At 70.6% G+C, this 25,555-nt stretch carries 25 protein-coding genes and 1 pseudogene; 20 read left to right on the plus strand and 6 right to left on the minus strand.

The window, feature by feature from the left end:
* Nucleotides 1–101 precede the first annotated feature (101 nt).
* Complete coding sequence (locus tag BLQ63_RS06075; protein WP_143014783.1) at nt 102–293, minus strand: transposase; 192 nt, start codon at nt 291–293, stop codon at nt 102–104.
* A gap of 43 nt (nt 294–336) precedes the next feature.
* Here BLQ63_RS06075 and BLQ63_RS29765 point away from each other — a divergent pair.
* Nucleotides 337–639 (plus strand): annotated as a pseudogene (locus BLQ63_RS29765) (transposase family protein); the annotation flags it as partial.
* Here the strand turns inward: BLQ63_RS29765 and BLQ63_RS06085 are convergent.
* Both BLQ63_RS06085 and BLQ63_RS06090 read right to left on the minus strand, forming a co-directional pair.
* Entirely contained in the window at nt 549–1,154 is a 606-nt protein-coding gene (locus BLQ63_RS06085) for a DUF397 domain-containing protein (RefSeq protein ID WP_308204470.1), read from the minus strand. The pseudogene BLQ63_RS29765 and the gene BLQ63_RS06085 sit on opposite strands and share 91 nt — an antisense overlap.
* A complete protein-coding gene (locus tag BLQ63_RS06090; RefSeq protein WP_091030297.1) occupies nt 1,084–1,887 on the minus strand; it encodes a Scr1 family TA system antitoxin-like transcriptional regulator in 804 nt (267 codons plus the stop codon). The genes BLQ63_RS06085 and BLQ63_RS06090 overlap by 71 nt, the downstream gene beginning before the upstream one ends.
* 325 nt (nt 1,888–2,212) lie before the next feature.
* Between BLQ63_RS06090 and BLQ63_RS06095 the strand changes: the two genes are divergently transcribed.
* Both BLQ63_RS06095 and BLQ63_RS06100 read left to right on the plus strand, forming a co-directional pair.
* A complete protein-coding gene (locus BLQ63_RS06095) occupies nt 2,213–2,542 on the plus strand; it encodes a hypothetical protein (protein ID WP_091030300.1) in 330 nt (109 codons plus the stop codon).
* Nucleotides 2,535–2,870 (plus strand): hypothetical protein, encoded by a 336-nt coding sequence (locus tag BLQ63_RS06100; protein WP_091030302.1) that lies wholly within the window; start codon nt 2,535–2,537, stop codon nt 2,868–2,870. The genes BLQ63_RS06095 and BLQ63_RS06100 overlap by 8 nt, the downstream gene beginning before the upstream one ends.
* Before the next feature lie 199 nt (nt 2,871–3,069).
* Here BLQ63_RS06100 and BLQ63_RS29115 read toward each other — a convergent pair whose 3' ends face one another.
* Nucleotides 3,070–4,014: a glycoside hydrolase family 19 protein gene (locus BLQ63_RS29115; RefSeq protein WP_091030305.1), complete on the minus strand. Its 945-nt coding sequence runs from the start codon at nt 4,012–4,014 to the stop codon at nt 3,070–3,072.
* A 247-nt stretch (nt 4,015–4,261) separates the two neighbouring features.
* Nucleotides 4,262–5,014, minus strand: a complete 753-nt coding sequence (locus BLQ63_RS06110; protein ID WP_091030307.1) for a VOC family protein — start codon at nt 5,012–5,014, stop codon at nt 4,262–4,264.
* Between the two features lie 309 nt (nt 5,015–5,323).
* Here BLQ63_RS06110 and BLQ63_RS06115 point away from each other — a divergent pair, with 309 nt between their 5' ends.
* From BLQ63_RS06115 to BLQ63_RS06175, 13 genes are all read left to right on the plus strand, one after another.
* The gene (locus tag BLQ63_RS06115; RefSeq protein ID WP_091030312.1) at nt 5,324–6,028 is read left to right on the plus strand and encodes a YqeB family protein; all 705 of its coding nucleotides are present in this window, start codon (nt 5,324–5,326) and stop codon (nt 6,026–6,028) included.
* A gap of 187 nt (nt 6,029–6,215) precedes the next feature.
* A complete protein-coding gene (locus BLQ63_RS06120) occupies nt 6,216–6,839 on the plus strand; it encodes a LysE family translocator (protein ID WP_091030314.1) in 624 nt (207 codons plus the stop codon).
* A gap of 227 nt (nt 6,840–7,066) precedes the next feature.
* Nucleotides 7,067–7,879 carry a class I SAM-dependent methyltransferase gene (locus BLQ63_RS06125; RefSeq protein WP_091030317.1) on the plus strand — a complete coding sequence of 271 codons (813 nt, stop codon included), beginning with the start codon at nt 7,067–7,069 and terminating at the stop codon, nt 7,877–7,879.
* A gap of 190 nt (nt 7,880–8,069) precedes the next feature.
* Complete coding sequence (fxlM, locus tag BLQ63_RS06130; protein WP_091030321.1) at nt 8,070–9,299, plus strand: methyltransferase, FxLD system; 1,230 nt, start codon at nt 8,070–8,072, stop codon at nt 9,297–9,299.
* A gap of 251 nt (nt 9,300–9,550) precedes the next feature.
* Nucleotides 9,551–11,419 carry a CASTOR/POLLUX-related putative ion channel gene (locus tag BLQ63_RS06135; RefSeq protein WP_177154807.1) on the plus strand — a complete coding sequence of 623 codons (1,869 nt, stop codon included), beginning with the start codon at nt 9,551–9,553 and terminating at the stop codon, nt 11,417–11,419.
* A gap of 223 nt (nt 11,420–11,642) precedes the next feature.
* On the plus strand, nt 11,643–13,418 hold the full coding sequence (locus tag BLQ63_RS06140; protein ID WP_091030326.1) for an ABC transporter ATP-binding protein: 1,776 nt from the start codon (nt 11,643–11,645) through the stop codon (nt 13,416–13,418).
* A 780-nt stretch (nt 13,419–14,198) separates the two neighbouring features.
* The gene (locus BLQ63_RS06145; RefSeq protein WP_218125096.1) at nt 14,199–15,257 is read left to right on the plus strand and encodes a glycerophosphodiester phosphodiesterase family protein; all 1,059 of its coding nucleotides are present in this window, start codon (nt 14,199–14,201) and stop codon (nt 15,255–15,257) included.
* A 105-nt stretch (nt 15,258–15,362) separates the two neighbouring features.
* Nucleotides 15,363–15,713, plus strand: coding sequence for a bleomycin resistance protein (locus BLQ63_RS06150; protein WP_091030330.1), 351 nt, complete (start codon nt 15,363–15,365; stop codon nt 15,711–15,713).
* 320 nt (nt 15,714–16,033) lie between these two features.
* Nucleotides 16,034–16,984, plus strand: coding sequence for an ABC transporter substrate-binding protein (locus tag BLQ63_RS06155; RefSeq protein ID WP_091030333.1), 951 nt, complete (start codon nt 16,034–16,036; stop codon nt 16,982–16,984).
* Nucleotides 16,981–17,874, plus strand: a complete 894-nt coding sequence (locus tag BLQ63_RS06160) for an ABC transporter permease (protein WP_091030335.1) — start codon at nt 16,981–16,983, stop codon at nt 17,872–17,874. Before BLQ63_RS06155 ends, BLQ63_RS06160 begins: the two co-directional genes overlap by 4 nt.
* The gene (locus tag BLQ63_RS06165) at nt 17,871–18,638 is read left to right on the plus strand and encodes an ABC transporter permease (RefSeq protein ID WP_245680869.1); all 768 of its coding nucleotides are present in this window, start codon (nt 17,871–17,873) and stop codon (nt 18,636–18,638) included. Before BLQ63_RS06160 ends, BLQ63_RS06165 begins: the two co-directional genes overlap by 4 nt.
* Nucleotides 18,639–19,415 (plus strand): ABC transporter ATP-binding protein, encoded by a 777-nt coding sequence (locus BLQ63_RS06170; protein ID WP_091030337.1) that lies wholly within the window; start codon nt 18,639–18,641, stop codon nt 19,413–19,415.
* A complete protein-coding gene (locus tag BLQ63_RS06175) occupies nt 19,412–20,581 on the plus strand; it encodes a 4-hydroxybenzoate 3-monooxygenase (protein ID WP_091030341.1) in 1,170 nt (389 codons plus the stop codon). Before BLQ63_RS06170 ends, BLQ63_RS06175 begins: the two co-directional genes overlap by 4 nt.
* A gap of 128 nt (nt 20,582–20,709) precedes the next feature.
* Here the strand turns inward: BLQ63_RS06175 and BLQ63_RS06180 are convergent, their stop codons facing one another.
* Complete coding sequence (locus BLQ63_RS06180; RefSeq protein WP_218125097.1) at nt 20,710–21,297, minus strand: GNAT family N-acetyltransferase; 588 nt, start codon at nt 21,295–21,297, stop codon at nt 20,710–20,712.
* 65 nt (nt 21,298–21,362) lie between these two features.
* Between BLQ63_RS06180 and BLQ63_RS06185 the strand changes: the two genes are divergently transcribed.
* From BLQ63_RS06185 to BLQ63_RS06200, 4 genes are all read left to right on the plus strand, one after another.
* Nucleotides 21,363–22,880: an ABC transporter substrate-binding protein gene (locus tag BLQ63_RS06185; RefSeq protein ID WP_091030346.1), complete on the plus strand. Its 1,518-nt coding sequence runs from the start codon at nt 21,363–21,365 to the stop codon at nt 22,878–22,880.
* A 215-nt stretch (nt 22,881–23,095) separates the two neighbouring features.
* Nucleotides 23,096–24,835, plus strand: a complete 1,740-nt coding sequence (locus tag BLQ63_RS06190; protein WP_091030349.1) for an ABC transporter permease subunit — start codon at nt 23,096–23,098, stop codon at nt 24,833–24,835.
* Between the two features lie 69 nt (nt 24,836–24,904).
* A complete protein-coding gene (locus BLQ63_RS06195) occupies nt 24,905–25,135 on the plus strand; it encodes a FitA-like ribbon-helix-helix domain-containing protein (RefSeq protein ID WP_143014784.1) in 231 nt (76 codons plus the stop codon).
* Nucleotides 25,132–25,530, plus strand: a complete 399-nt coding sequence (locus BLQ63_RS06200) for a type II toxin-antitoxin system VapC family toxin (protein ID WP_091030358.1) — start codon at nt 25,132–25,134, stop codon at nt 25,528–25,530. The genes BLQ63_RS06195 and BLQ63_RS06200 overlap by 4 nt, the downstream gene beginning before the upstream one ends.
* Nucleotides 25,531–25,555 lie beyond the last annotated feature (25 nt).

Consider the following 25,555-nt stretch of genomic DNA (forward strand, 5'->3'; position numbering starts at 1 on the left):
ATCCGCGACCCGGGCAAGAAAGCCAAACGCGAAAAAACCATGAGAGAGCGAGAACAGCACCTGACCAGCACCAAAGGTTAAAAATCAAGGCTAGGCCGTGTTTACGAACTCGGTTTCAAGTCGAGGATGATCGCGATCTGGATGGTCGCTTCGTAGCGGATGGCAAGTTTGTCGTATCTGGTCGAGGCGGCGCGGTAGCGCTTGAGGCGGCCGATGACTCGCTCAACGGTGTTGACGTTCCGATTCATCGCCCGCGCCGCCGGAACAGAAATCGATCCTGACGGATACGTCACTGAAGCCGCTCTCGCTGCGTCTTGCTTGATCCCGAAGCACTCGGCCGACACCCAGCGCGTTGTCGCACTCGGTACCCCGCTGCCGGGCAACCGCAACGACTCGGTCGCCTTCGCCGCCTCGGGCGTCGACCATGCCACCCGTACCGCGACGGAGATCGCCGACGGTGGCTATCGAGGCACTCGTGCGGTCATCCCACACCGCCGCAGGAAGAAGGACGAGCCCTTGACCGGCTGGAAGGAAGCCCACAACGCATCTCACCGCCAAGTGCGCGCACACATTGAGCACACCTTCGCGAAGCTGAAAGTCTGGAAGGTGCTCCGCGACTGCCGCCTGCGCGGCGAAGGTACTTGGAGTTTGCGTCCGCGGTGCTTATTTGATCGTCGGCCGCTTTCGCGCCGCGCACAGCGTCTTCGACCAGCGCCAGGGCTGCGCGGAGCGCGGCGGCGACGTCGCCGATTGAAGTCATCCGGTCCTCCTCGCCGGGGATCGCCTGTCGCCGGAGATATGCGAAGGCCGCCGTTGCGGGGTTGCGACGGCGGCCTTTGAAGCTGTTCGGGGTCTAACTCGGCGGCGCTCAGCAGGGCCTTGAAGTCGGTCGAGGCGAGGTCGAAGATCGGGGAGTCGTGACCGAGCTTGGAGTCCCGTACCTGGAACGCTCCGGTCAGCTGGCGGGCCTCGACGCAGCTGCTGTCGTCACCACCGTTGCTTCGGGTGCTCTTGCGCCAGGTGACGCGGCACTCGACGCAGCTGCTGTTGTCGCCGCCGCCACTTCGGGTGCTCTTTCGCCAGCTACCGTATCCAGTCATCGAGGCGCCCTCCAATTCGTTGGCCTGCCGACCACATCCTCTTGACCCGGTCATAGTACAAGCCGACCCGCTCCACCTCCTCTATGTGTCGGCTCTGGTCGATGGTCTCGACGTAGACGAACGGCGGCGGGGCCTTAAGAAAACCGCTGGGCCGGAAGATCTCGAATGAATGCTCGACGCCGTAGTACAGGCCGTCCAGGACACGGATTTCGCAGTTGGGCCACTGGTCGATCTCAAGCAGGTGGTTGAACTGCTGTTCCGCACCATCCCAGCCGCGAATCTGGCGCAGAGCGTTGGCGCTCATGAGGAACCGCATGACCGGTGCGGGGCGGCGCGCGGTGAGGGTGAGATAGCGGCGGTGTTTGCGCTGCCAGTTCTGCATCGGGCTCACGCCCTGCTCAGGAAGCCTCTCCAGGTGGTACCGCTGATGTTGGAGCGGCCCGGGGATGTACCACGGCTCCCACTTCCAGAATTCGCCCGCTGTCGCCTCGGCGCGCTCGACGATGAAGATATTGCGCTCGTTCAGGTCCGAGACGATCTTGCCGTTGTCGAGCTGACTGATGACATGGGTCAGGAAGTCGGTGCGCATCTCGCTGGCCCCGCAGATCTGAGCAAGCCTCGCGACCATGCCCGCCTTCGGGCGGGTCTCTCCGGAGACGTAGTTCTGGATCGTTCGCACACTCACGCCGAGCACGGCGGCGATCTGTGCATAGGTGAGATCCGATTCTTTTGTGAGTGCTTCGACATCCGCGCGGTAGAACCATTCCGCGACAGTAGAGAGCGGCATCGGATCCCCCTGAGTTCGTTGGTGGGAACGGACTGTAACCAGACGGTACACGGGCTTTTTCGGTCGATGCAATAGGGACAAGGAACCGGAAAGTTTGGGGCGCAAAACTTTCCGGTCAATCTTGCGCAGGCCCCTTACCAGCAGGAAGTGCTCCCGCGTCGGACCTTCTGTCTCCCAAGCTCAGCGCTTAGATTCATTGCATCGCGGGTCCTCTTGACCGATCCGCGATTGGTGGGGAAGCCCGGGGATCGCTCCTCCCGATGAGCATTGCGATCCCCGGGCGAAATCCTGTCGGCTATCCGACAGTCTGAAATGGAGGTGCGCGATGCGCGACCCGAATGCGACCGGGAATTCCGGTCGGAACCCCCTCGACCGCGGGGGCTTCAGCGACGACTTCCGGTCCTATACGGTCCTCGCTTCGAGCGCCGATGCGCCGGACTCGTTCCAGGTCATCACAGGCGAGCGCGGCGACGACGTCGTCCTGGTCGTCTCCGGCCTCACTTCCGGCAACCTCAAGGCGACCTGGGGCCGGTTCTGGTCCGGCCTCAAGCCGCAGTCGAAGATCTGGGTCGAGGAGCAGGCGTTCCGCACCTTCTACTCCGGCCACCGGATCATCGCCACGGCCCCGGTCTCGGCGAGGTTCTGTGATGGCTAGCCGCGCAACGGGTCCGACCCTCCCCGACGACGACCCCTACAACTTCCGCTCCGACGGCAAGCCCGGCATCGACGGCCACCTGGGCGACTTCCGCAGGGGCCCGGCGGTCTTCTCGCTCTACCGGCTCGACTCGTTCCCGGCCCGGGCCTTCAAGATCACCGAATACCTGCTCGACGTCGAGGACGGCGCGGGTCCGCGCGAATGCTGCCGCTTCACCGACGACCCCGAAGACGTGCCCGAATGGAACGGCAGGTGGAACGGCGACGAATGGTGCGGCTGGATCATGCAGCAGGTCCAGGCCCTCATCGCCGAGCCCGACATCCATTGAACCGCACCGTTCGTTGCTCGTGCTGAGCTGCGACGACCCGCATCGACCCGCAAGACTCTCCGCGGTCCGGCGCCTGAACCTCTGGCGGTCCGCGGAGTCCCAAGGGCACGCTCCTCCCCAGGACGACCCGTGCCCGCGAAGGGCCGGTCGAGGATTGGTGGATCCTCGACCGGCCCGCCTTCGTTTCGTCAGTTGTCGATCAGCAGTAGAGGTTCGGGCCCGTGCCGACCCCGAGGATGCCGGTGAAGCTCGTGTAGTTGTTCACGCGGCTCTGCACCTGGGCGGGGTTGCCGCCGTTGCATTCGATCGAGCCGTTGATGGAGCGGATCGACTCGCCGAAGCCCGAGCCGTTCGTCATGGCGGCGTGCCCGGTCATGGAGCCGGGCCCGCTCTGGGTGTTCCAGTACCACAGGGCGGTCTGCCAGGCGACCGTCGCGTTCTGCTCGACGAGCCACGGGTTGGTGAGCAGGGGCAGGCCGAGGGCGTTGCCCGCGGCGTTGTAGTTGAAGTTCCAGCTCAGCTGGATCGGTCCGCGGCCGTAGTAGGCGGCCTGTCCGGCCGGGCAGCCGTAGGACTGGCCGGCGTCGCAGTAGTGGGGGTAGTTGGCCTGGTTCTGCTCCACGATGTGGACGAGGCCGCCGGTCTCGTGCTTGACGTTCGCGAGGAAGGCCGCGACCTCCTGCTTCTGTACGGTGGCGCTGCCGGTGTTGCTGAAGGCCGGGTACGAGGCGGTGGCGTTGACGAAGCCCTGGTAGGTGTAGAACGAGTTCCGGTTCGGGAACATCTGGTTGAACTGGGCCTCGGTGACGTCGAGGCCGGTCGGGGTGCCGGGTCCGGGGTCGGTGCCGCCACCTCCGCAGGCGACGGCATTGCGCCAGACGCCCCACTGGCCGGTGGTGCCGGGGGTCTCGCCCTGGGTCCACCACTGGGCGGTCCAGTTCTGGCCGTTGTGGGACGCGACGTTGCCTTGCGTGTAGACGGTGCCGGCGTTCCACGGCGCGGCGCAGGCGGCCTGGGCGCTGATGTCGGTTGCGGAGCTGATGCCGGTCTCGGCGTTGGCGGCGGGGACGCCCATGATCACGGCCAGGGCGACGGCGAGCGAACCGAGCAGCGCGAGGAGCTGCCGGCGGGGTCGACGGAGCATGGTCTCACCTCATATTCATAAGGAAGCTTTACTTATAGATAAAGGTAACTTTCCCAGCGAAGCGGCACAAGACTCCAGAAGCGACTGATTTGCGGGATTCCGGGCGGAGACGGGGTGGGAGCGCTGCGGCGCACGCAGAAGCGCCGATCGGCACGGATCGGCGCTTCGGGCTCTCGGTCTCGCGCCGCAACGGGCGCTGAACCGCCGGTCGGCCGCTGAGGCCGACCGGCGGCCTGTCAGGTGCGGGTCAGGGCGCCGGGCGCCAGTCGGGGTCCTTGGCGGTGATGCAGTACTCCAGGCCCGTCGGGTCGCGCATGACCTGCCAGAAGTGATGGCGCCGAACCGCTTCGGCACCCAGCTCCACGTGGCGCTCGGTCTCGGCGTCGACGTCCGAGCACGACAGGTCGATATGCGCCGACGCCGACTGCCCGCGCTCGGCGGCCTCCAACCGCTGCAACAGGACATGCAGCGGCAGTCCCGGCGGCGGAATGAGCCGGCGGAACTCGGGCGACTCGCTGCGCGTCTGCGGCCAGCCCGTCAGCGACTGCCAGAACACCAGCTCGTGGTCGAACGCCTGCGGCGGGATGTCGATGCACAACTGGTCGGTCCGGCTGCGCTGGCCGCCCGGCCACGTCGAAGCGGACGGGGCCTTGGCCTCGCCGTTGTGGCTCACCAGGCAGAACGCGAAACCGCCGGGGGAGAGGAGGACCGCGAGGCCCGGCTCCTGGAAGACGAGGGTCGCGCCGAGCACCCGGGCGCGTTCGGCGTCGGCCTCGACGTCGTCCACGTGCAGGTCGAGGTGGTTGCCGCCCTTGCCCTCCCGCACGCGCTGCACCCGCAGGCACGGGTCGCCCTCGGCGGGGATCAGGGTCACGAACTCCCCTTCGGGGCCGCGGCGCGGCGACAAGGTCGTGTCGGTCACCTTGAGCCAGAACGCGATGCCGTCCTCGAAGGTCTCGGCGGGATAGTCCCAGAACGCGGTAGTCCATCGGATCGCCATGCCCCGAGACTAGTACGGATCATGAGCACGATTCGGCATTCAACACGTTCGTGGGAGCAGTGTCGGACCCGCATGTCACCCTCGGAACCGGGGGCGCTTCGAAACGGGCGCGCGGGGCGCCACCCCCTGCGCCGAAACCGCCCGCATCGCGACCTCCGTATCGCCCCCGCGGCCCGCGCCCTGACTTTGGTATCGCCGACCGCTCTTCCTCTCCTCCTTGAGAAGTAGTACCCAGGTGCGGCGTTTCTCCAGGTCAGAAGGCATGGATACAGTAGGGCCACCTGCACCCGACGGAAAGGCGGCGAACCCGTGCCCACCGATCGCGCCCATGAACGCAACCGCACCACCGTGGCCGACCCCGCCTGGGTCGCACCGGCGTTCCTCGTGGTCCTGCCCATCGTCGGGGCCGCCCTCGGCTGGGGCCTGACCCTCATCGCCGAATGGATCACCGGCCTCTCCTGGTTCCCCTTCCAAGGCCTGTTCGAACTCTTCACCGACCTGTCCGCGACCGTGCAGCTCGTCGTCGCCCTCGCACTCGGCCTCGTCGTCGGCCTCCTGCTCGCGATGTGGGCCGTCCACGAGATGCTCACCGTGACCGTCGGCCCCGCCCGGCTCGAACTCAAACGCGGCGACTACCGGTGCACCGTCGAGCGCACCGACGCCGCCGCCGTGTTCGTCGAGGACAAGCGCCTCATCGTGCTCGGCCACCGCCGCCAGGAACTCGCCCACGTCCCCTTCGACCTCGACCGCGACAAGCTCGCCGACGCCCTGCACCGCCACGGGTACGCCTGGCTGCCCGACGGCGACCCCTACGCCGCCGACTTCCACCGCTGGGTCCCCGGCGCCGAAGGCCTCCCCAAGGGCGCCAACGCCGTGCTCAAGGCCCGCGAACAGGCCCTGGAGAAGTCGAAGCAGGACGACCTGCGGGAACTGCGCGACGAACTCGCCGACCTCGGCGTCGTCGTCCACGACAAGGACAAGAAGCAGTACTGGCGCCTCTCCGACCCGGCCTGAACCGCGGGCAGGAGTCGAGGACCCGGGGGGCGGTCCCCGGTATTCAGGGTGACACCGGGGTACGACATTCGCGGCCGCGGCCGGAACCAAGCCAGGCCCGAACCCGGTCGGTGAACCCCGTCATCATGCCGATGCGGCCGGCCCCGGGCGGTGCCAGTATCGGAGGCACCCGACCCGAGGAGACCCGATGACCGTCCTGCTGATCTTCGGACTGGCGATCCTCATCGCCGCCATCGTCCCCGGACCCGACTTCGCGATGGTCGTGCGCAACACCGTCATGTCCGGGCGCGCGAGCGGGATGTGGACCGCCGCCGGCGTCGGCTTCGGCGTCTGCGTATGGGTCGTCACCACCTCCGTCGGCCTCGCCGCGCTCCTGGCCGCCTCCGCGCTCGCCTTCACCGTCGTGAAGATCGCCGGCGCCGCCTACCTCGTCTACCTCGGCATCCGCTCCATCCGCACCGCGATCAAGGAGCGGCGCACGCCCGCCGCCGAGATCGAACTCGACCGCGCCATGACGCGCCTCGCCGCGTTCCGCTCCGGCCTCATGTGCAACCTGCTCAACCCCAAGGCCGTAGTGCTCTTCACCGCGCTGATGCCGCAGTTCATCGACGGCGGCGCCGACACCCAGTGGGTCCTCATCGGCGAACTCGCCGCGGTCGGGATGACCGTGGTCTCGCTGTGGTACCTCGCGCTGGCGGGCCTGATCGGGCTCCTGCGCCGCGTGCTCGACCGCCCGCGCGTGCGCGCCTGGATCAACGGCGTCACCGGCGCGGTGATGGTCGCCCTCGGCCTGCGGGTCGCCGTGAGCTGACGCCATGCGCCGCAAGCGAGCACGGCCGCCCGACCGCTTCGCGGGGGAGCCGCGCGTCGGCGCCCGGAGGCGATGGGGTGAGATAGCACAGCGGCGGCCAGCCGACCGGCGCCACGCGCTTGCGGGAGTGCGTGGACCCGGCAGACCGGCCGCCGTCTCCGTGCCCCGCACGCGGTCCGGGCGGTAAATCGATGGCGGTCCGCAAGCGCCTCACGGACCATCGACCCATGAGCGAATGGGAAATCGAGACCGAGATCCGGGCGTACTACGAACGCGGCGAGGAGCGCGAGCGGCTGACGCGGAACGCGCGCGGCCGCTTGGAGTTCGCCCGCATGCAGGACCTGCTGCGGCGCGTGCTGCCCGGCGAGGGGCTCGACGTGCTCGACGTCGGCGGCGCGACCGGGATCCACTCGGCCTGGATGGCCGCCGACGGGCACAAGGTCACCCTCGTCGACCCCGTGCCGAGCCAGGTCGAGGTCGCCTCGCGGCTGCCCGGGGTGGAGGCGGTCGTCGGCGACGCGCGCGACCTCCCCTGCGGGGACTCGACGTTCGACGCCGTGCTCCTCATGGGGCCGCTGTACCACCTGACCGACCGGGCCCACCGGGTCCAGGCCGTCGCGGAGGCGCGGCGGTGCGCGCGGCCCGGCGCGATCGTCGCGGCCGTGACCATCAACCGCGTCGCGGCCTGGAACGACTACCTGCTGTTCCAGGCGGGCGGGCGCGACAAGGGCTTCACGCCCGACGACGCGCTGCGGATCCTGCGCGAGGGCGACCTGCGGTACTACGAGCAGGAGATGTTCACCACCGCCTACCTCGCGCACCCGGCCGAGGTCGCGTCCGAGTTCGCGGAGGCGGGCCTGGGCGCGGCGGTGCAGTACGCGGTGCAGGGATTCCCCGGGTTCATCCCGGACCTGGAGGTGCTCATCGACGACGAGCGGGCGCGCGACCACCTCATGGAAGGCCTGCGGCTCATCGAGACCGAGCCGTCGCTGCTGGGCGCGAGCAACCACGTGCTGACCGTCGCGCAGACCCCGGCCTGAGTCCGGAAGGGCGCCCGGCCGCGGAATGTCGTACCCCTCGGGCACCCTCGTATCGGGGGCCCGCAGAGCGGCTCCCGGGGTCTCGACCCCTGCGCCTCAACCGTTGGTCCGCCCGCCTTGGCCTTTCAGCGGTTCCATGGGGTGAAATTGGAGGAGGCGATCTTGGCACTTCGGACGTACGCTTGGGAACGTGGGTGATCACACCGATACTTCCGGTAATGAGGCGCACCAGCTGCGCACCCGCCTCGTGGAGAATCTGCGGTCGAACGGGGTGATCCGGAGTGCGTCGGTCGAGGCCGCCATGCTCGCGGTCGCGCGCCACCGCTTCCTCCCCGAGGCGACGCTGCGCTCGGCTTACGCCGACGACGCCTACGTCACCAAGCGCAACAGCGACGGCGACGCCGTCAGCTCCGCCTCCCAGCCCGCGATCGTCGCCGAGATGCTCGAGCAGCTCGACGTCCGGCCCGGCCACCGCGTGCTCGAGATCGGCGCGGGCACCGGCTACAACGCCGCGCTCCTCGACGCCCTCGTCGGCCCGCACGGCTCGGTCACCACAGTGGACATCGACGCCGACACGGTGAAGCGCGCCCGCAAGGCCCTCGACGAGGCCGGATGCCAGCGCGTCCGGGTCATCCAGGGCGACGGCGAACTCGGTGCGCCCGAAGGCGCCCCGTACGACCGCGTCATCGTCACCGTCGGCACCTGGGACCTGCCCCCGGCCTGGTGGGACCAGCTCGCCGACGGCGGCAGGCTCGTCGCGCCGCTCACCATCCGCGGCTGCGAGCACTCGGTCGCCTTCGACTACGACGGCGGCGTCATGCGCAGCCGGTCCGTCGTGGGCTGCGGCTTCATGCCCATGCGCGGCCTCGGCAGCCACGAAGGGCAGACCGTCGAGCTCTCCGAAGGCCGGATCATGACCTTCCACGTCGAGGGCGAGGTCGAGGCCGAGGGGGCCACGGGCGCGCTCGACGGGCGCGGCACCACCGTGTGGACCCCCGTGCGGCTCAAGGTGAACGAGGACGCCTCGCAGCTGTCGCTGTGGCTGGCCTGCGCGTTCCCCGGGTACGGGCGCATGAGCGCGCCGTTCGGCGACCACGGCCTCCAGCGGCTCCTGATGCGCTGGGCGAACCCGGCCGTCGTGGAGGACCGCGACTTCGCGTACGCCGTGTGCCGGAGGGTCGACGGCGTCAACGAGATCGGCGTGCGGGGCCACGGCCCCAGCGGCACCGCCCTCGCGGTGCGCGTCGCCGAGCAGGTCCGCCTGTGGGACCGCGTGTGCCGCGACGGCGTCAACCTCCAGATCATCGCCCACCGCGAAGGCGAAGGGCTGGAAGAGGAGTCGGAGGCGCGCTTCACCGTCCCGAAGCGCCATACGCGCCTCGCGATCCGGGTCGCGCCCGTCCCCGCCGAGCGGTCGTAGCGCCCCGCGAACCCCGGCCCGCCTCGGCTGAGTCCATTCGATCTATGGTGATGGGTGCCCTTCGCCGTTCTCTGCGCTCCCTTTTGCGCATTGCCCGTCTCCGGGTGACCCCGTGTAGCCGCTCCGCTCCGACCGGTCGCAGTGGACGCAATGCGGTATTAGTGGTCGACACCCCGCGACCTCCCCGGTCCGACTCGCCTCCGCCCCGAGTCGGCCCGGTCGACAGCCATTCCCCAGAAAGGATCTCCCCGATGTCCGAGCCGACGTTCAAACAGCGAGCTCGCTATTGGTTCGACAACACCATGTCGAAGGGCACGAAGGCGCTCATCGGTTGGCTCACGGTGATCACATTGGTGCTCACCGCGATTGGCGCGATGTTCCTCCTGTTCGTAGGCAAGGGCGACGGCGTAGGCGGTACTTTGTGGACGTCGTTCATCCACATCCTCGACGCCGGCACGATCACGGGCGACGCCGAGGGCGGCCCGTACATGGTCATCATGTTCGCCACCACCATCGGCGGCCTGGTGATCCTGTCGTCACTCGTCGGTGTGCTGACCACCGGTCTCGACGCGAAACTCGAAGACCTCCGAAAAGGGCGCTCGCTCGTCGTTGAGAAAGATCACACCGTCATTCTCGGATGGTCGGATCAGGTCTTCATCATCATCTCGGAATTGGTGGAGGCCAACGAAAGTGAGAAACGCGCGTGCATCGCGATCCTCGCCGACCGCGACAAGGTCGAGATGGAGGACGAGATCCGCACGAAGATCGCCGACCTCAAGTCCACGCACGTCGTCTGCCGCACCGGCGACCCCGCCGACCCCGACAGCATCGCCCTCGTCAACCCCTCCCAGGCCAAGAGCGTCATCCTCCTGACCTCCGCCGAGGAGGACCCCGACGCCCAGCTCGTCCGCAGCCTCCTCGCCGTCACCCAAGGCGAAGGCGGCCTCAAATGCCACGTGGTCGGCGCCGTCAGCGAGGGCCGGAACCTCCCCGCCGCCCGACTCGCCGGGGGCCGTGCCGCGCACGTGGTCGACGCCAACGACCTCATGGCCCGCCTGATGGTCCAGACCTGCCGGCAGTCCGGCCTCTCGGTCGTCTACACCGACCTGCTCGACTTCGGGGGCGACGAGATCTACATGGTCGACGAGCCCGGCCTCTACGGCCGGCCCCTCGCCCAGGCCCTGCACGCGTACCGGACCTCCTCGCTCCTGGGCGTGCTCACCAAGGACGGCCGCTGCATCATCAACCCGCCCACGAGCGCGAACCTCCAGACCGGCGACAAGCTCATCCTCATCGCCGCCGACGACTCCGCGATCGTGCTCGACGGCTCGCGGCCAGCGATCGACGAGAGCGTCATCGTCGCGCGCGGCGACGCCGGGAACCGGCCCGAGCGCACCCTCATCCTCGGGTGGAACGCCATGTCGCGGACCATACTCGAGCAGCTCGACCAGTACGTCGCGCCCGGTTCGATCACCGACGTCATCTCCGACCACCCCGACGCGGCCGAGGCGATCCGCAAGATCGGCCCGGCCATGCGCGTGCAGGGCCTCAACTTCAAGGAGGACGACACCACCGACCGGCGCCTCCTGGAGACCCTGAACCCCGGGTCCTACAACCACATCATCGCGCTGTGCTCGGACGACGTCGCCCCGCAGCTGGCCGACTCCAAGACCCTCGTGACCCTGCTCCACCTGCGGGACATGGCCCAGCGCACCGGCACCCGCTTCAAGGTGGTGTCGGAGATGGCCGACGATCGCAACCGCACCCTCGCGCAGGTCACGCAGGCCGACGACTTCATCGTCAGCGACAAGCTCATCAGCCTGCTGCTGACCCAGACCGCCGAGAACCCGCACCTGTCGCAGGTGTTCGCGAACCTGTTCAGCGCGGACGGCTCGGAGATCTACCTCAAGCCCGCCGACCACTACGTGCGCACGGGCACGCCGGTCAACTTCTACACCGTCGCCGAGTCGGCCCGGCGGCGCGGCGAGACGGCCATCGGCTACCGGGTGGTCGCCGAGGCCCAGCAGGCCCCCAGCTACGGGGTGCACCTCAACCCGGACAAGGGCCAGACGATGATGCTCCAGGCCGGCGACAAGATCATCGTGCTGGCCGAGGACTGACCCCGACCGGCTGTCGGCCCCCCGCGGCATAGTTGCACCGGGGGCGACGGCGAACCGACACACCCGACCCCGTGGGCCGGACCCCCGTGCCGCGACGCGTCGGTCCTACGACCACGGTCGTAGGCGGATCTCGACTTCCGGCCGATGCCGGTGTCGCAGGCCGGGGGTAGCGTCGTGGGCAACCGCGGCACCCAGCGGGAGTTCTTCAAGGAAGCACAGGCGAATGACCGACACCACCACGGCGCCGCCCGGCGCCGACTCAGTCGACCCACCCGTAAAGGCGCCCATACGCCGATTGTGGGGGTACGCGCGACACCACCTGCGCCTGCTCCTCATCGGTGGCGCCCTCTCCTTCGCCGGGGGCATCGTCGGCCTCGTCCAGCCGCTCATCGCCATGGACGTGATCGACACCCTCTCGAACGACGAGTCCCTCACCCGGCCGCTGGTCTACCTCACGGCCGTCGTCATCGGCGGCGGCGCCCTGAGCGCCCTCGGCCCCTACTTCATGCAGATCGCCGGGCAGGACGTCGTCCTGACCGTGCGCCGGCAGCTCATCGGCAGGCTCGTGCGCCTCCAGGTCGCCGAGGTCGACCGGCTCAAGCCCGGCGACCTCGTCTCGCGGCTCAGCTCCGACACGAACCTCCTGCGCACCGTCGCGAGCACCACCGTCATCGGCGGCGTCACCGACGCGTTCATGATCCTCGGCGGCATCGGCCTCATGGCCTGGCTCGACCCGGTCCTGTTCGGCACCACCATGTCCATGGTCGCCCTGGTCACGGTGACGATGCTGTTCATCATGCCGCGCATCCAGAGCGCGACCGTCCACTCCCAGAAGGCGCTGGGGGACATGGGCTCCCTGCTGGAGCGCATCTTCAGCGCCTTCCGCACCGTCAAGGCCTCCGGGGCCGAGGACCACGAGATCGCCCGCCTCGACGAGGCCGCGACGGTCGCCCGCGACAAGGGCGTCAAGGCCTCCTTCTGGGAGGCGCTCGCGGGCGTGGCCGCGTTCATGCCGGTCAACATCGCGTTCCTCATGGTCCTGGGCGTCGGCGGCGCGAGGGTCGCCTCCGGGGCGATGGACGTGGGGACCCTCATCGGGTTCCTGCTGCTGCTGTTCTACCTGATGGGCCCGATCAGCGGGCTGGTCGCCTCGCTCTCGCAACTGCAGACCGGCCTGGCCGCGATCCACCGCATCGAGGAGGTCGCGAACCTCGACTCCGAGGAGCCGGTGGGCGCCGTGACCGCCAGGGGCGGCGAGGGCCCGGCGCAGGTCGTGTTCGAGGACGTGACCTTCCGGTACGGCGAGGACCTGCCGTACGTCCACCACGGCGTCACCTTCGCCTCCAGCGGGCGCGGCCTGACCGCCCTGGTCGGCCCCTCGGGCGCCGGCAAGACCACGGTGTTCTCGCTCATCGAGCGGTTCTACCCGGCCACCACCGGCTCGATCCGGGTCGACGGCGTCGACATCGCGGACTGGCCGCTCGAGGAGCTGCGCGGGCTCATCGGCTACGTCGAGCAGGACGCGCCGGTCCTCGACGGCACGCTCCGCGAGAACCTCGTGATGGCCGCCCCCGACGCGAGCGAGGACGACATCGCCGAGGTCGTCAAGACCGCGCGGCTGACCGAACTGGTCGGCAAGCTGCCCGACGGGCTCGAATCGCGGATCGGCTACCGGGGCACGACGCTCTCGGGCGGCGAGCGCCAGCGGGTCGCGATCGCGCGGGCGCTGCTGCGCAAGCCGCGGCTGCTGCTGCTCGACGAGGCCACCTCGCAGCTCGACGCCGCGAACGAGGCCGCGCTCAAGCAGGTCATGCTCGACGCCGCCGAGCGCACGAACGTGCTGGTGGTCGCCCACCGGCTGTCGACGGTGACCAGCGCCGACCAGATCGTGGTCTTCGACGCCGGTCTGGTGCGCGCGGTCGGCACGCACGCGGAACTGGTCGCCAAGGACGACCTGTACCGCGACCTGGCCGCCTCGCAGCTCCTCACGGCGGCTTAGGGAAGTCGCTTCGGCCGCGGGCGCCTTTGGGCGCCCGCGGCCGGCTCGAAGATCGAGGCGCGGGCGAGCGAACGGCGCCGCCGACCCGCATCGCGCGGCGAACGCGTCGCCGCGGCGCTGACCAGTTGCGCCGTGGTGCGCACGGCCGGGCCGTCCCGGACCCGATGATCGCCGGGCGGCGCCCGCAGCACCCGGCGCGCTTCGGATCGCGGTGCTCATCGAGCGTCGCGACCGGTGCCGCCCTGCGGCGCAGGCGATCTCGCGGGTGCGTCAAATATTCGAGGGGTTCGATGCTTGACGTCCGGGCGCGAGTGCGTCAAGATGCTTATAGAAAGCGGTTCCTATCGCTCTCTGAGGCCGTGTAAGGCGGTCCTGGCCGCGACGATGCCCAAATCGGCGACTATCGCAGAAACCGGTTCCGGATCTACCGGGGGCGGCGCCGGCCGGGACGCCTCCGCCGGCCGGAGGCCGTCGCTTCGGTGACCGGACAGATGGTCGCGGTGGTGCATGCCGGGGTGGCCGCCACCGCCGAACCGACGGCCTCCGCACCACGCCTTCGCCATCGGGTGGCGCGGTGACGGCGCAGCACGCCCCTCTCGCCGGGCGGACAACGCTTCGGGGCGCCGCGGTCATGCCGCTCTTCCTCGACGGGGTCGCGCGCCGCGGGTGAATCACCCGTTTTCAACCAGTCTTCAAGTACCGTTCAGCCGCGGGCAGGCCGCGGTACGGCTGCGCGCGGTCCACTGAAGGTCCCCGCTCACCGACAGGAAGAGGACTTCGATGTCCCGCAAGGGTGCGATTCTGCGCGCAGCGGCGGTTCTCGCCGCCGCCGGAACCCTCATCGGCCTCGCCGCCGCCCCGGCCGCCGCCAAGCCCCACCACGATCACGGGAACCACCACGACGCCGAGCCGATCGTCATCGCCCACCGCGGCGCCAGCGGCTACCTCCCCGAGCACACGCTCGAGGCCTACGCGCTCGCGGTCGACCTCGGCGCCGACGTGATCGAGCCCGACCTCGTGCTCACCGCCGACGGCGAGCTGCTGGCCCGCCACGAGCCGGTGCTGGACGAGACCACCGACGTCGCCGAGCACCCCGAGTTCGCCGACCGCAAGACCACCAAGGACATCGACGGCAACCCCGTCACCGGGTTCTTCGCCGACGACTTCACCCTCGCCGAGCTCAAGACCCTCCGCGCCGAGGAGCGCCTGCCCGACATCCGGACCGAGAGCGCCGAGCACGACGGCGAGTTCCAGCTCGTCACCTACGACGAGGTCCTCGACTACGTGGGCACCCTCGACGAGAAGATCGTCACCTACCCGGAGATGAAGCACCCCTCCTACTACGAGGAGCAGGGCCTGAGCATCGAGGACGCGCTCGCCGACCTGCTGGAGGAGCGCAAGCTCGACCGCAAGCGGTCGCCGGTGTGGATCCAGTCCTTCGAGTACCAGAGCCTGCTCAACATCGCCGAGCGCGTGGACAACCGGATCGGCCTGAACATCGACGGCCAGGGCCCGATCTCCAACGCGGACCTGAACGAGTACGCCGACACGCTGGACACGGTGAGCCTCAACAAGAACCGCATCTTCCCGCGTGCGGCGGACGGCTCGATCTCGGAGCCGACCGACATCGTGGAGCGCGCGCACCGCCGTGGCCTGGACGTGCACGTCTGGACCTTCCGCGCGGAGAACACGTTCCTGCCCGCGAACCTGCGCGAAGGCACCGACCCCGCCGCCTGGGGCGACATCGAGGCCGAGTTCGCACTCTTCTACGACCTCGGCGTCGACGCGGTCTTCAGCGACTTCCCCGACCTCGCCGTCGCCGCCCGCGACGACTGCTGAGTACAGACCCAGGATTCGCAACACCGAGAAGAGGGGCCGCCCTGCCGCCGGGGCGGCCCCTCGCCTTCGCCCGCGAATGTCGGTGCGGGCTGAGACGATGGCCGCATGAGCATTGAAGAGACCGCCGAGCAGGCGATTCCGATCCTCCGCATCGCCGACTCCGAGACCGCCGTCGCCTGGTACGAGCGCCTCGGGTTCGCCGAGGAGTGGGCGCACCGGTTCGAGCCGGGCTTCCCCGCGTTCGTGTCGGTCGCGCGGGGGCCGGTGCGGCTGTTCCTGTCCGAGCACGAGGGCGACGCGAGGCCGAACGGGGTGGTGTACCTGCGGCTGCGCGATGTGGACGCGATCGCGGCCCGGTTCGGCGCGAAGGCCGAGGACACCGAGTGGGGGGCCAGGGAACTCGAACTGACCGATCCGGACGGCAACCGGATCAGGATCGGGATGCCAAGGGACTGAGGTGCGACCGCACCCCGGGGTCGGGTGTGTTGCGGCGCAAGGCCCCCCGGTTCAAAGGTGACGCGGGGGTGCGACAAGTCAGGGCGGGCCCGCCCCCGGGGTCGGGTGTGTCGGAGCGGGGCGCCCCCCGATTCAAGAGTGCCTGCGGGGTCTGACGATTCGGGGTGCCTCGGCGGGGATCAGCCGCTGTGCCGACGGCCGTGTCAATGGGGGGCTTCGCTCTTGACCTCATGTCGGGGATCTACTAGCTTCGATATGTGAACGAGTATTCGCATCGCGAACACTCGGTGCCGTCACCTCGCTCCCCCGGAGGCACCACCATGAGACGCCCGCTCGCCCTCGCCGTCCTGGCAATCACCCTCATCGGCACCGTCACCGCCTGCGGCGGCGAGGAAGACGACACCGGCGGGACCGACACCGTCTCCGTCGGCGTCATCCCCATCGTCGACGTCGCCCCCATCTACCTCGGCATCGAACAGGGCTTCTTCGCCGAACGCGACATCGAGGTCGAACTCACCGAAGCCCAGGGCGGCGCCGCCATCGTCCCCGGCGTCGCGGCCGAGGAGTTCGACTTCGGCTTCTCCAACATGACCTCCCTCCTCCTCGCCCAGTCCTCCGGGCTCCCCGTCGAAGTCGTCGCCAACGGCGTCGCCTCCACCGGCGAGGCCGGCGCCGACTTCGGCGCCGTCATGGTCGCCGCCGACAGCCCCGTCCAGACCCCCGCCGACCTCGCCGACGCCACCATCGCCGTCAACACCCTCAACAACATCGGCGACACCACCATCCGCGAATCCGTCCGCGCCGCCGGCGGCGACCCCGCCGACATCGGCTTCACCGAAGTCGCCTTCCCCGACATGCCCGCCCAGCTCGCCGCCGGCAACGTCGACGCCGTCTGGGTCGTCGAACCCTTCAAGTCCATCGTGGAGGCCGACGGCGGGCGCCCCGTCGCCTGGAACTACGTCGACGCCGCCCCCGACCTCACCGTCGCCGCCTACTTCGCCACCACCGAAATGGTCCAGGAGGACGCCGACCTCGTCGCCCGCTTCGCCGCCGCCGTAGCCGAATCCCTCCAGTACGCCACCGACAACCCCGACGCCGTCCGCGACATCCTCGCCACCTACACCGACATCAGCACCGACATCCTCGCCGCCATGACCCTCCCGGCCTGGCCCGCCGAGGTCAACCGCGACTCCGTCGAACGGCTCGCCGAACTCGGCGAGACCGACGGGATCTTCGAGAACCCGCCGGACGTGGACGCCCTCCTCCCATGAGCCGCAACGACGACCGCAGTCCGGCCGGAACGCGCCCCGCCGAGGCCCGATCCGGACCGGACCGCCCGCAAGCGCGCCGGCGGCGCCACCCCAGACCCCGGCCGCGTCCCGCCTCCCCAAGGAGGACTCCGCTGCTCCTGGGAGCGGCCGGGGTCGCCGCCGCCCTCGCGATCGGCCAGATCCTCCCGCACACCGGCCTGGTCGACCCCGACTACACGCCCACCACCGGCGCGGTCGCCGCCGCGCTGGCCGACGACCTCGTCCGATCCGAGTTCTGGCGCGCCCTCGCCGACACCCTGACCGCCTGGGCCCTCGGCCTCGCGATCGCCGTCGCCGCCGGGGCCGTCCTCGGCATCCTGATCGGCTCCCTCCCGTTCGTGCGCGCGGCCACCGCCTCCACCGTCGAGTTCCTGCGCCCCATCCCCTCGGTCGCCCTGGTGCCCTTGGCGGTCCTGCTGTTCGGCACCCGCCTGCCCTCGACCCTGCTCCTGGTCGTCTACGCCGCGTTCTGGCAGGTCCTCGTCCAAGTGCTCGCCGGCGTCCGCGACATCGACCCGGTCGCCGCCGACACCGCCCGGAGCTTCCGCCTGAGCCCTTGGGAGCGCCTTCGCCACCTCGCCTGGCCCACCGCGCTGCCCTATCTCATGACCGGCGTCCGCCTGGCGGCCACGGTCGCCCTCGTCCTCGCCATCACCGCCGAACTCGTCATCGGCTCGCCCGGACTGGGCCACGAGATCGCCGTCGCCCAGTCCTCGGGCGCGACCGAGCGGATGTACGCGCTCATCTGGGTCGCCGGCGGCCTCGGCGTCCTCGTCAACCTCGCCGTGCGCGCGGTCGAGAGAGGCGCCCTGGGCTGGCACCCGTCCGTCCGATCGGAGGCGACCGCGTGAACCTCCTGCGACGGGCCCTCGCGCTCACGGCCCTCCCCGCGATCCTCTTGGGCGCCTGGTGGATCGCCTCCGACGGCTCCACCAGCTTCTACTTCCCGCCACTGCGCGAGATCCTCGCCGAGTTCGGCGAGACGTGGACGGCCGACCGGTGGGCCGCCGACGTCCTGCCCAGCGTCGCCCGCCTCGGCGCCGGCTACGGCGCCTCCTGCCTCCTCGGCGTCGGTCTCGGCCTCCTCATCGGACGCACGACCTGGCTCATGCACCTCGCCGAACCCGTCCTGGAGTTCGCCCGCGCCGTCCCGCCGCCGGTCCTCGTCCCGGTCATCATGCTGTTCGCAGGGATCGGCGACACGATGAAGACCGCCGTCATCGTCTCCGGCTGCGTCTGGCCGATCCTGCTCAACACGATCGCCGGGGTCCGCTCGGCCGACGCGGTCCAGCTCGACACGGCCGCCGCGTTCGGCCTGGGCCGCACCAGGACCCTCGTGTCGGTCGTCGTGCCCGCCGCGAGCCCCCGGATCGTCACCGGGATGCGCCAGGCCCTCGCCGTCGGCGTCATCCTCATGGTCATCAGCGAGATGTTCGCCGCCCAGTCCGGGCTCGGCTTCGCGATCGTCCAGTTCCAGCGCAGCTACGCGATCCCCGCGATGTGGAGCGGCATCCTCCTCCTCGGCTGCCTCGGGGTCGCCCTCGCGGCCCTGTTCACCCTGTTCGACCGGGCGGTCCTGCACTGGTACCACCGGATGCGCGAAAGGAGCGCCTGAGTGCTCGAAGCGGACGGCATCGGCAAGGACTACCGGGTCGACGGCGCGGTCAACACCGCGATCGACTCGCTCACCTTCCAAGTGGCCGAAGGCGAACTGGTCTGCATCGTCGGCCCCTCCGGCTGCGGCAAGACCACCCTCCTGCGCATCTGCGCCGGACTCCTCGCCCCCACCCGAGGTGTCGCCAAAGTGGACGGACGCGAGGTCGACGGCCCTCCCGCCGACACCGCCGTCGTCTTCCAGGAGTACGGACGCAGCCTCTTCCCGTGGATGCGCGTGGGCGCCAACGTCGACCTGCCGCTGCGGCGCCTCGGCCTCACCCGGGCCGAACGGCGCGAACGCGTCGCCGAGGCCCTGGGCCTCGTCGACCTCGCCGGACGCGAGCGGGCCTGGCCCTGGCAGCTGTCGGGCGGGATGCAGCAGCGCGTCGCCATCGCCCGCGCCGTCGCCTACCGGCCCCGGCTCCTGCTCATGGACGAGCCGTTCGCCGCCGTCGACGCCCAGACCCGCGCCGAACTCGAAGACCTCATCCGGGACCTGTGGCACCGCCTCGGCGTCACCGTCGTGTTCATCACCCACGACATCGACGAATCGGTCTACCTGGGCCAGCGCGTCCTCGTCCTCTCCTCTTCGCCCACCCGCATGCAAGCCGAGATCCACATCGGACTCGGTGAGGACCGCGACCAGCTCGCCACCCGCTCGAGCCCCGAGTTCGCGAAGCTGCGCGGCGCGGTCTGGAAGGAGATCCAGGCGGCCAAGAAGGGCGGGGGCGAATGAAGGCGCGCGTCGGCATCATCGGGGCCGGTCCCGCCGGGCTCCTCCTCGCGCTCCTGCTGCACCGCAGCGGGATCGACTCGTTCGTGGTGGAGCGGCGCAGCCGCGCCCACTGCGAGTCGCGCGTGCGGGCCGGCGTCCTCGAGCAGGGCACGGTCGACACGCTCACCGCGGCGGGCGTCGGGGAGCGGATGCTCGCCGAAGGCCATGTGCACCACGGCATCGAGCTGCGCTTCGGAGGCCGGGGCCACCGGATCGCCTTCGAGGACCTCGTGCCGGGCCGCGCGATCACCGTGTACGGGCAGCAGGAGGTCGTCAAGGACCTCATCGCCGCGAACCTCGCCGCGGGCGTGCCGATCCGCTTCGAGGCCGACGACGTGGCCGTCCACGACATCGACGGCGACCCGTTCCTCACCTTCGGCGCCGATCGGCTCGACTGCGACGTGATCGCCGGGTGCGACGGCTTCCACGGCGTCTCGCGCGCCTCCGTTCCCGCGAATCGCCTGCGGCTGTTCGAGAAGACCTACCGGTTCGCGTGGCTGGGCGTCCTCGCCGACGTCGCCCCGTCCGCCTCGGAGCTCGTCTACTCCGCGTCCGAGCGGGGCTTCTCGCTGCACTCGATGCGCTCGGACCTGGTGAGCCGCTTCTACCTCCAGGTCCCGCCCGACGCCCGGGCCGAGGACTGGACCCACGAGGCGATCTGGGCCGAGCTCAAGGCCCGCCACGAGACCGTGCCGGGCTTCACCCTCGCCACGGGGCCGATCCGCGAGGTCGACGTGGCGGTGATGCGCTCGTTCGTGGTGGAGCCCATGCGGTTCGGGCGGCTCTTCCTCGCCGGGGACGCGGCGCACATCGTGCCGCCGACGGGGGCGAAGGGCCTCAACCTGGCGGTGGCCGACGTCCGGGTCCTCGCGGCGGCGCTGGGGGAGTACTGCCGGACGGGTTCGGAGGCGGGCCTGGACGCCTATTCGGCGACGTGCCTGCGGCGGGTGTGGCGCGTCCAGCACTTCTCGTCGTGGATGACGAGCCTGCTGCACCGGTTCGGCGACGGCGACGGCGGTTTCGACCGGCGGATCCAGCGGGCCCGGCTCGAAGGGGTCGTGCGCTCGCGGGCGCAGGCGACCGTGCTGGCCGAGAACTACGTGGGGCTGCCGTACGAGGACGCGTGAGGCGCCGCCGCGCGGGGCCTCGCCCGGTGCGGCGCCGTGTGCGGACGGTGCTTGAGCGACCCTGCCGCATTAATGGGAATCATATTCATTAATATGGCGGGATGCACGCGTTCGAGCACCGCCCGCCGTCAGCGCGGAATGCGCAGCCGGAAGTGGACGGTCTCGAACGGCTCGTCCGACCCGTCGCGCATGTCGTTGACGGCCACGCGCTCGTCGAACAGGACGGCGCCGCGCCTGGACCAGAACTCGACCGCGCCCGGCGTCCGCGCGTCGGTGTGCAGGTAGACCCCGGTGTAGCGCTCGCGGCCGGCGATGAAGTCGAGGCAGGCGTCGACGAGGCCGCCCGCCAGGCCGCGCCGGCGGTGCTCGGGGCGCACGTAGACGCGGTAGAGGCTCGCGGTGCGGCCCTCCTCGAAGTGCCGCGTCACCTCGTGGGGGTGCGGCGGCGAGACCGGGGTCTGCCCGCGCACGCCCGCGGTGCCCACGACCCGGCCGTCGCGGACGGCGACGAACAGCGCGTTGTCCTCGGGCGCCAGGTAGGACGACTCCAGGTCGATGATGTCGCCGTGCCACCGCGGCAGGTACCCGTGCCCGAAATCGCGGTACACGGTATCCAGCATCACCGAGCGGGCCTGCGCGACGTCGCCCGGTTCCGCCTGCCGCAGCACGTAATCGGCCGCACCTTTGGTCTCAGTAGTGGTCATCAGACTCGACACGCATGCCATTATTGCACCTGTTTTGCAATAAAGAAAACTTCGCGATAAGAGACGAGGCTCACTCCATGCCGCTCTCCCGGCGCACCATGCTCACCGCCGCCGCGCCCCTCGGCCTCGGCGGACTCCTCGCGACCGCGGGCTGCTTCGATTCCAGTGCAAGCGAATCGGGCCGGCTCACGATCGCGATGGCGCTCACCCCCGCCGCCGCGCTCTCGCCCCACTCCGAAGACGCGTTCCTCCTCGCCCGCTGGGCCGTCGCCGAGACCCTTGTCGGCCTCGACGACAACGGCCTGCCCGTCCCCCGGCTCGCCCTCGACTGGACCCAGGTCGAGGACACCGCCTGGGATCTCACCCTCCGCGAGGGCGTCGCCTTCCAGGACGGCACCGCCCTCGACGCGGCCGCCGTCGCCGCCTGCCTCAACGCCGCCGCCTCCGCCGCGGCCGTCCCCCGCGTCATCGACGGCGTCGGCCTCACCGCCGAAGCCACCGGCGACCACACCCTCCGCATCACCACCGCCGAGACCGACCCCGTACTCCCGCAACGCCTGTCCAGCCCGCAGCTCGCGATCCTCTCCCCGGACGCCTACCAGGGCGACACCGTCGACCCCGTCGGGCACGCCACCGGGCCCTTCACCATCACCGAGTCCACCGCCACCGGCGCCGTCCTCGAACGCCACGAGGGCTACTGGGGCGAGCCGGCCCTCCTGGACGGCTACCGCGCCGACTACGTGCCCGACGCCGCCACCCGCGTCGCGGCCCTGCGCTCCGGCGAAGCCCACGTCCTCGAAGCCGTGCCCTACGCCCAGATCGCGAACCTCCAGGACTCCCAGCTCCAGGACGCCCCCACCGGCCGCACCGTCAGCCTCTACCTCAACACCGCCGCCGGCCCCCTCGCCGACCCCGCGCTGCGGGCCGCCGTCGCCGCCGCGGTCGACCCCGGCCCGATCGTCGACGACCTCTACGAGGGCCGCGCCGACGCCCCCGAAGGGCTCTTCGGGCCCGCCCTCGCCTGGGCCGCCGACCACCGCGACCACACGCTCCCCGAGCCCGCGGCCCCCGCGGGGGAGGCGCTGCGCCTCGCCACCTACTCCAACCGCGCCGAACTCCCCGAAGCGCTCACCGTCATCGCCGCGCAACTCGAGGCCGCCGGATTCGCGACCGAGACCGAAGTGCGCGAGTACAACGACATCGAACCCGACATGCTCGCCGGCGAATTCGACTGCGTCCTGATGTCCCGCTCGGTCGTCCAGGACTCCGGGGACGCCTACACCTACCTCGACTCCGACTTCACGACCGGCGGCGGCTTCAACGTCTCCCAGCTCGCCGACCCGGACGTGGACGCGGCCGTCGCCGCGATCAGGGCCGCCTCCGCGCCGCTCGACGGCGACACCCCCGAAGCGGTCGCCGCGCGCCGCCAGAACGCCGTGCTCGACGCCGAAGCGGTCGTCCTCGCGACCACCGCGATCGTCCCCGTCGCCCACGAACGACTCGTCACCGGTGTCGCCCAAGGCGTCACGGGCATCGCCAGCGACCCGCGCGAACGCGAGATCATCACCGCTGCGACCGACATGGACCCGGCATGAGGCTCGCCGTTCTGGCTGCCTCGCGCGCTGCCGAGGCGACTTCGGGATACTCGGCAGCGCGCGAGACGGCCATCGCCGCCGGGCGCCTCGATTCCCTTGCCGCACAGGGAAGTTCCCCCGCGAGCGCGACCACGGCGACGGCTGCGAGCGCCTCCGTGCGGCGGACGGGCACACCGCCCCGGCCCCGCTCGGCCGCAGCGGACAGGCCCTAACCCGTGACACCGCACCGAGGCGCGCTCCTCACCGGGACTCTGACGCGACTGTCGGTCCTCGCGGCCGTCCTCGTCGCGATCGGCCTGCTGCCCTGGCTCGCCGACCGCGACCCGGCCCTCACCGTCCTGCGCGCCCGCTACCCCGGACGCGAAGCCACCGAGAGCGCCCTCGCCGCCGTCCGTGCCGACCTCGGCCTCGACGCCGGGCCCCTCCCGATCCTCCGCGACCGGCTCACCGGCCTCGCCCGCGGCGACCTCGGCACCTCCTGGGCCAGCGGCGAAGCCGTCGCCGACACCGTCCTGCCCGCGTTCGCCACCTCCCTCACGGTCATGGCCGCGGCCCTGCTCGTCACCGCCGCGATCACCGCCGCCGCATGCGCACCCGCCCTGCGCCGCGCCGCGACCGGACGGCCCGTCGGCACCGGCGGCATCGCCGTCGCCTCCTTCGCAGCCCTCCCCGACTTCCTCCTCGCCACCCTCGGCGTCGCCGTCTTCGCCGCCTGGCTCGGCCTCCTGCCCGCCTACGGCTTCGACGGCCCCGCGAACCTCGTCCTCCCCGCCCTCGCCATGGGCCTGCCCGGCGGCGGCCTCGCCGCCCGCCTCGGCCGCGACGCCATCGGCCACGTCGCCGCCGAAGACTGGGTGCGGCAGTGGCGCACCGCCGGATACTCCCGCCGCCGCATCGCACGCGGCCTCCTGCGCCGCGCCGCCCCGCCCCTCGCCCCGCAACTGGCGATCGTGGCCGTCAGCATCACCGGCGCGGCCGTCGCCGTCGAGACCGTCTTCGCCGTCCCCGGCCTCGGCCGCGCCGCCCTCGCCGCCGCCGACGCGCAAGACCTCCCGGTCCTCCAGGCGTGCATGCTGATCCTCATCGGCTTCGGCTTCGCCGCCGGACTCGCCGCGAGAGCCGGCGCCCGCCGCCTCGCCGGACCGGCCGCCGACGCCGCAGCCCTCCCGGTCGCCCCGCCCGCCACCGGCGGACGCCGCCGCCACCTCGTCTGGTTCGCCTGCGCCGCAGCGCCCCTCGCCGTCGCGATCATCTACGGGCTCGCGCGCGGCGGCACCATCGCCACCGGGACCCGCCTCGAAGGACCGGGCCTCGCCCACTGGCTCGGCACCGACGAACTCGGCCGCGACGTGCTCGCCCGCCTCGGCCAGGGCGCCTGGTGGACGGCGGGCGCGGCGCTCGGCGCGTGCGCGCTGTCGTACGCGATCGCGCTGGCCCTCGGTTTCCTTCCGCGCCTGGCGCATCCGCTGGCGGAGGCGTTCAACTCGTTCCCGGTCGCGATCGCCGGGATGCTCGTCGTGGTCGTGCTGGGACGCGGCCAGGTCGGCGCGGTGCTCGCGGTCGTGGCCGTCTCCTGGCCGCCGCTCGCCGCCCACGCGGCCGCGCTCGTGGCCCGGGCGCGGACCGCCGGGCACCGTGAAGCGCGCCTCGCGCTGGGCGCCGGACCGGGCTGGATGCTGCGGCGCCACACGCTCCCGCTGGTCACCGGCCCGCTCGCGGCGCACGCGGGCCTGCGGCTGCCGGGCATGGCGCTCGGCATCGCGTCGCTGGGTTTTCTCGGCCTCGGCGCCGGCCCCGACGCCCCCGAATGGGGCGCGAGCCTCGCGAGATCGATGCCGTACCTCGAACGGGCCCCGCTCGCCGCCCTGGCCCCGGCCGCGGCGATGATCGCCCTCACCCTCGCGGTGATGGCGGCGGTCTCCTTCCCGAGGAGCGCGAGGCGACACGCCGCCTGAATCGAAATGCGAGCATGCGCGAAGCATGATTCATATGCTTGCCGCATGCTTGAGAGTTACACTCAGACCATGAAGAACATCCAGGTGAAGAACGTTTCTGACGAAGTCCACCGGGTGTGGAAGACGCGCGCCGCCGCGGCGGGCATGTCCCTCCAGGAGTTCCTGCTCCGGAAGCTGACGCGGGAAGCACAGCAGCCCACGGTTGCCGAGGTCTTCGCGCGGGTGGAGCACCGAGGGGGTCCCGCGCTCGATCACGACGAGATCGTGGCGATGATCCGCGAAGACCGAGACGCCCGGTGATCGTCGTCGATGCATCGGTGCTTGCTTCCGCAGTGGTGTCGTTGACCGAACCCGATACACAACTTCGCAGGGAACTTGAGCAGCACGAGTTGGCGGCACCAGATCATGTCAACCTCGAGGTGATGTCGATCCTTCGCAAATACTGCCGCAGGAATGTCCTCACTGAGGAGCGGGCCGGATTGGCCCTGTTCGACCTCAAGGAACTCTCGATCGAGCGCGTACCTTTGGCGGCCTTGGAAATCCGCATCTGGGAACTGCGGCACAACGTGACCTCATATGATGCGGCGTATGTCGCGCTCGCAGAGCGGTTCGGCGCGGAATTGTGGACCTTCGACCGGAAGCTTGCGAATGCGCCCGGGACGGAGTGCGTCATCAAGGTTCCCGAGTTCAACTGAGACGTCGAGGCCCCGCCGCACTGCG

Source organism: Glycomyces harbinensis (assembly GCF_900101745.1).
Classification (GTDB): domain Bacteria; phylum Actinomycetota; class Actinomycetes; order Mycobacteriales; family Micromonosporaceae; genus Glycomyces; species Glycomyces harbinensis.

Excerpts from the sequence above, each read along its gene's own strand:
- BLQ63_RS06150 (WP_091030330.1), top strand. The coding sequence starts at position 15,363 with ATGAGCATTGAAGAGACCGCCGAGCAGGCGATTCCGATCCTCCGCATC.
- BLQ63_RS06175 (WP_091030341.1), top strand. The coding sequence starts at position 19,412 with ATGAAGGCGCGCGTCGGCATCATCGGGGCCGGTCCCGCCGGGCTCCTC.
- BLQ63_RS06195 (WP_143014784.1), top strand. The coding sequence starts at position 24,905 with ATGAAGAACATCCAGGTGAAGAACGTTTCTGACGAAGTCCACCGGGTG.
- BLQ63_RS06155 (WP_091030333.1), top strand. The coding sequence starts at position 16,034 with ATGAGACGCCCGCTCGCCCTCGCCGTCCTGGCAATCACCCTCATCGGC.
- BLQ63_RS06120 (WP_091030314.1), top strand. The coding sequence starts at position 6,216 with ATGACCGTCCTGCTGATCTTCGGACTGGCGATCCTCATCGCCGCCATC.
- BLQ63_RS06110 (WP_091030307.1), bottom strand. The coding sequence starts at position 5,014 with ATGGCGATCCGATGGACTACCGCGTTCTGGGACTATCCCGCCGAGACC.
- BLQ63_RS06090 (WP_091030297.1), bottom strand. The coding sequence starts at position 1,887 with ATGCCGCTCTCTACTGTCGCGGAATGGTTCTACCGCGCGGATGTCGAA.
- BLQ63_RS06145 (WP_218125096.1), top strand. The coding sequence starts at position 14,199 with ATGTCCCGCAAGGGTGCGATTCTGCGCGCAGCGGCGGTTCTCGCCGCC.
- BLQ63_RS06085 (WP_308204470.1), bottom strand. The coding sequence starts at position 1,154 with ATGACCGGGTCAAGAGGATGTGGTCGGCAGGCCAACGAATTGGAGGGC.
- BLQ63_RS06185 (WP_091030346.1), top strand. The coding sequence starts at position 21,363 with ATGCCGCTCTCCCGGCGCACCATGCTCACCGCCGCCGCGCCCCTCGGC.
- BLQ63_RS29115 (WP_091030305.1), bottom strand. The coding sequence starts at position 4,014 with ATGCTCCGTCGACCCCGCCGGCAGCTCCTCGCGCTGCTCGGTTCGCTC.
- BLQ63_RS06095 (WP_091030300.1), top strand. The coding sequence starts at position 2,213 with ATGCGCGACCCGAATGCGACCGGGAATTCCGGTCGGAACCCCCTCGAC.
- BLQ63_RS06135 (WP_177154807.1), top strand. The coding sequence starts at position 9,551 with ATGTCCGAGCCGACGTTCAAACAGCGAGCTCGCTATTGGTTCGACAAC.
- BLQ63_RS06160 (WP_091030335.1), top strand. The coding sequence starts at position 16,981 with ATGAGCCGCAACGACGACCGCAGTCCGGCCGGAACGCGCCCCGCCGAG.
- BLQ63_RS06125 (WP_091030317.1), top strand. The coding sequence starts at position 7,067 with ATGAGCGAATGGGAAATCGAGACCGAGATCCGGGCGTACTACGAACGC.
- BLQ63_RS06100 (WP_091030302.1), top strand. The coding sequence starts at position 2,535 with ATGGCTAGCCGCGCAACGGGTCCGACCCTCCCCGACGACGACCCCTAC.
- BLQ63_RS06140 (WP_091030326.1), top strand. The coding sequence starts at position 11,643 with ATGACCGACACCACCACGGCGCCGCCCGGCGCCGACTCAGTCGACCCA.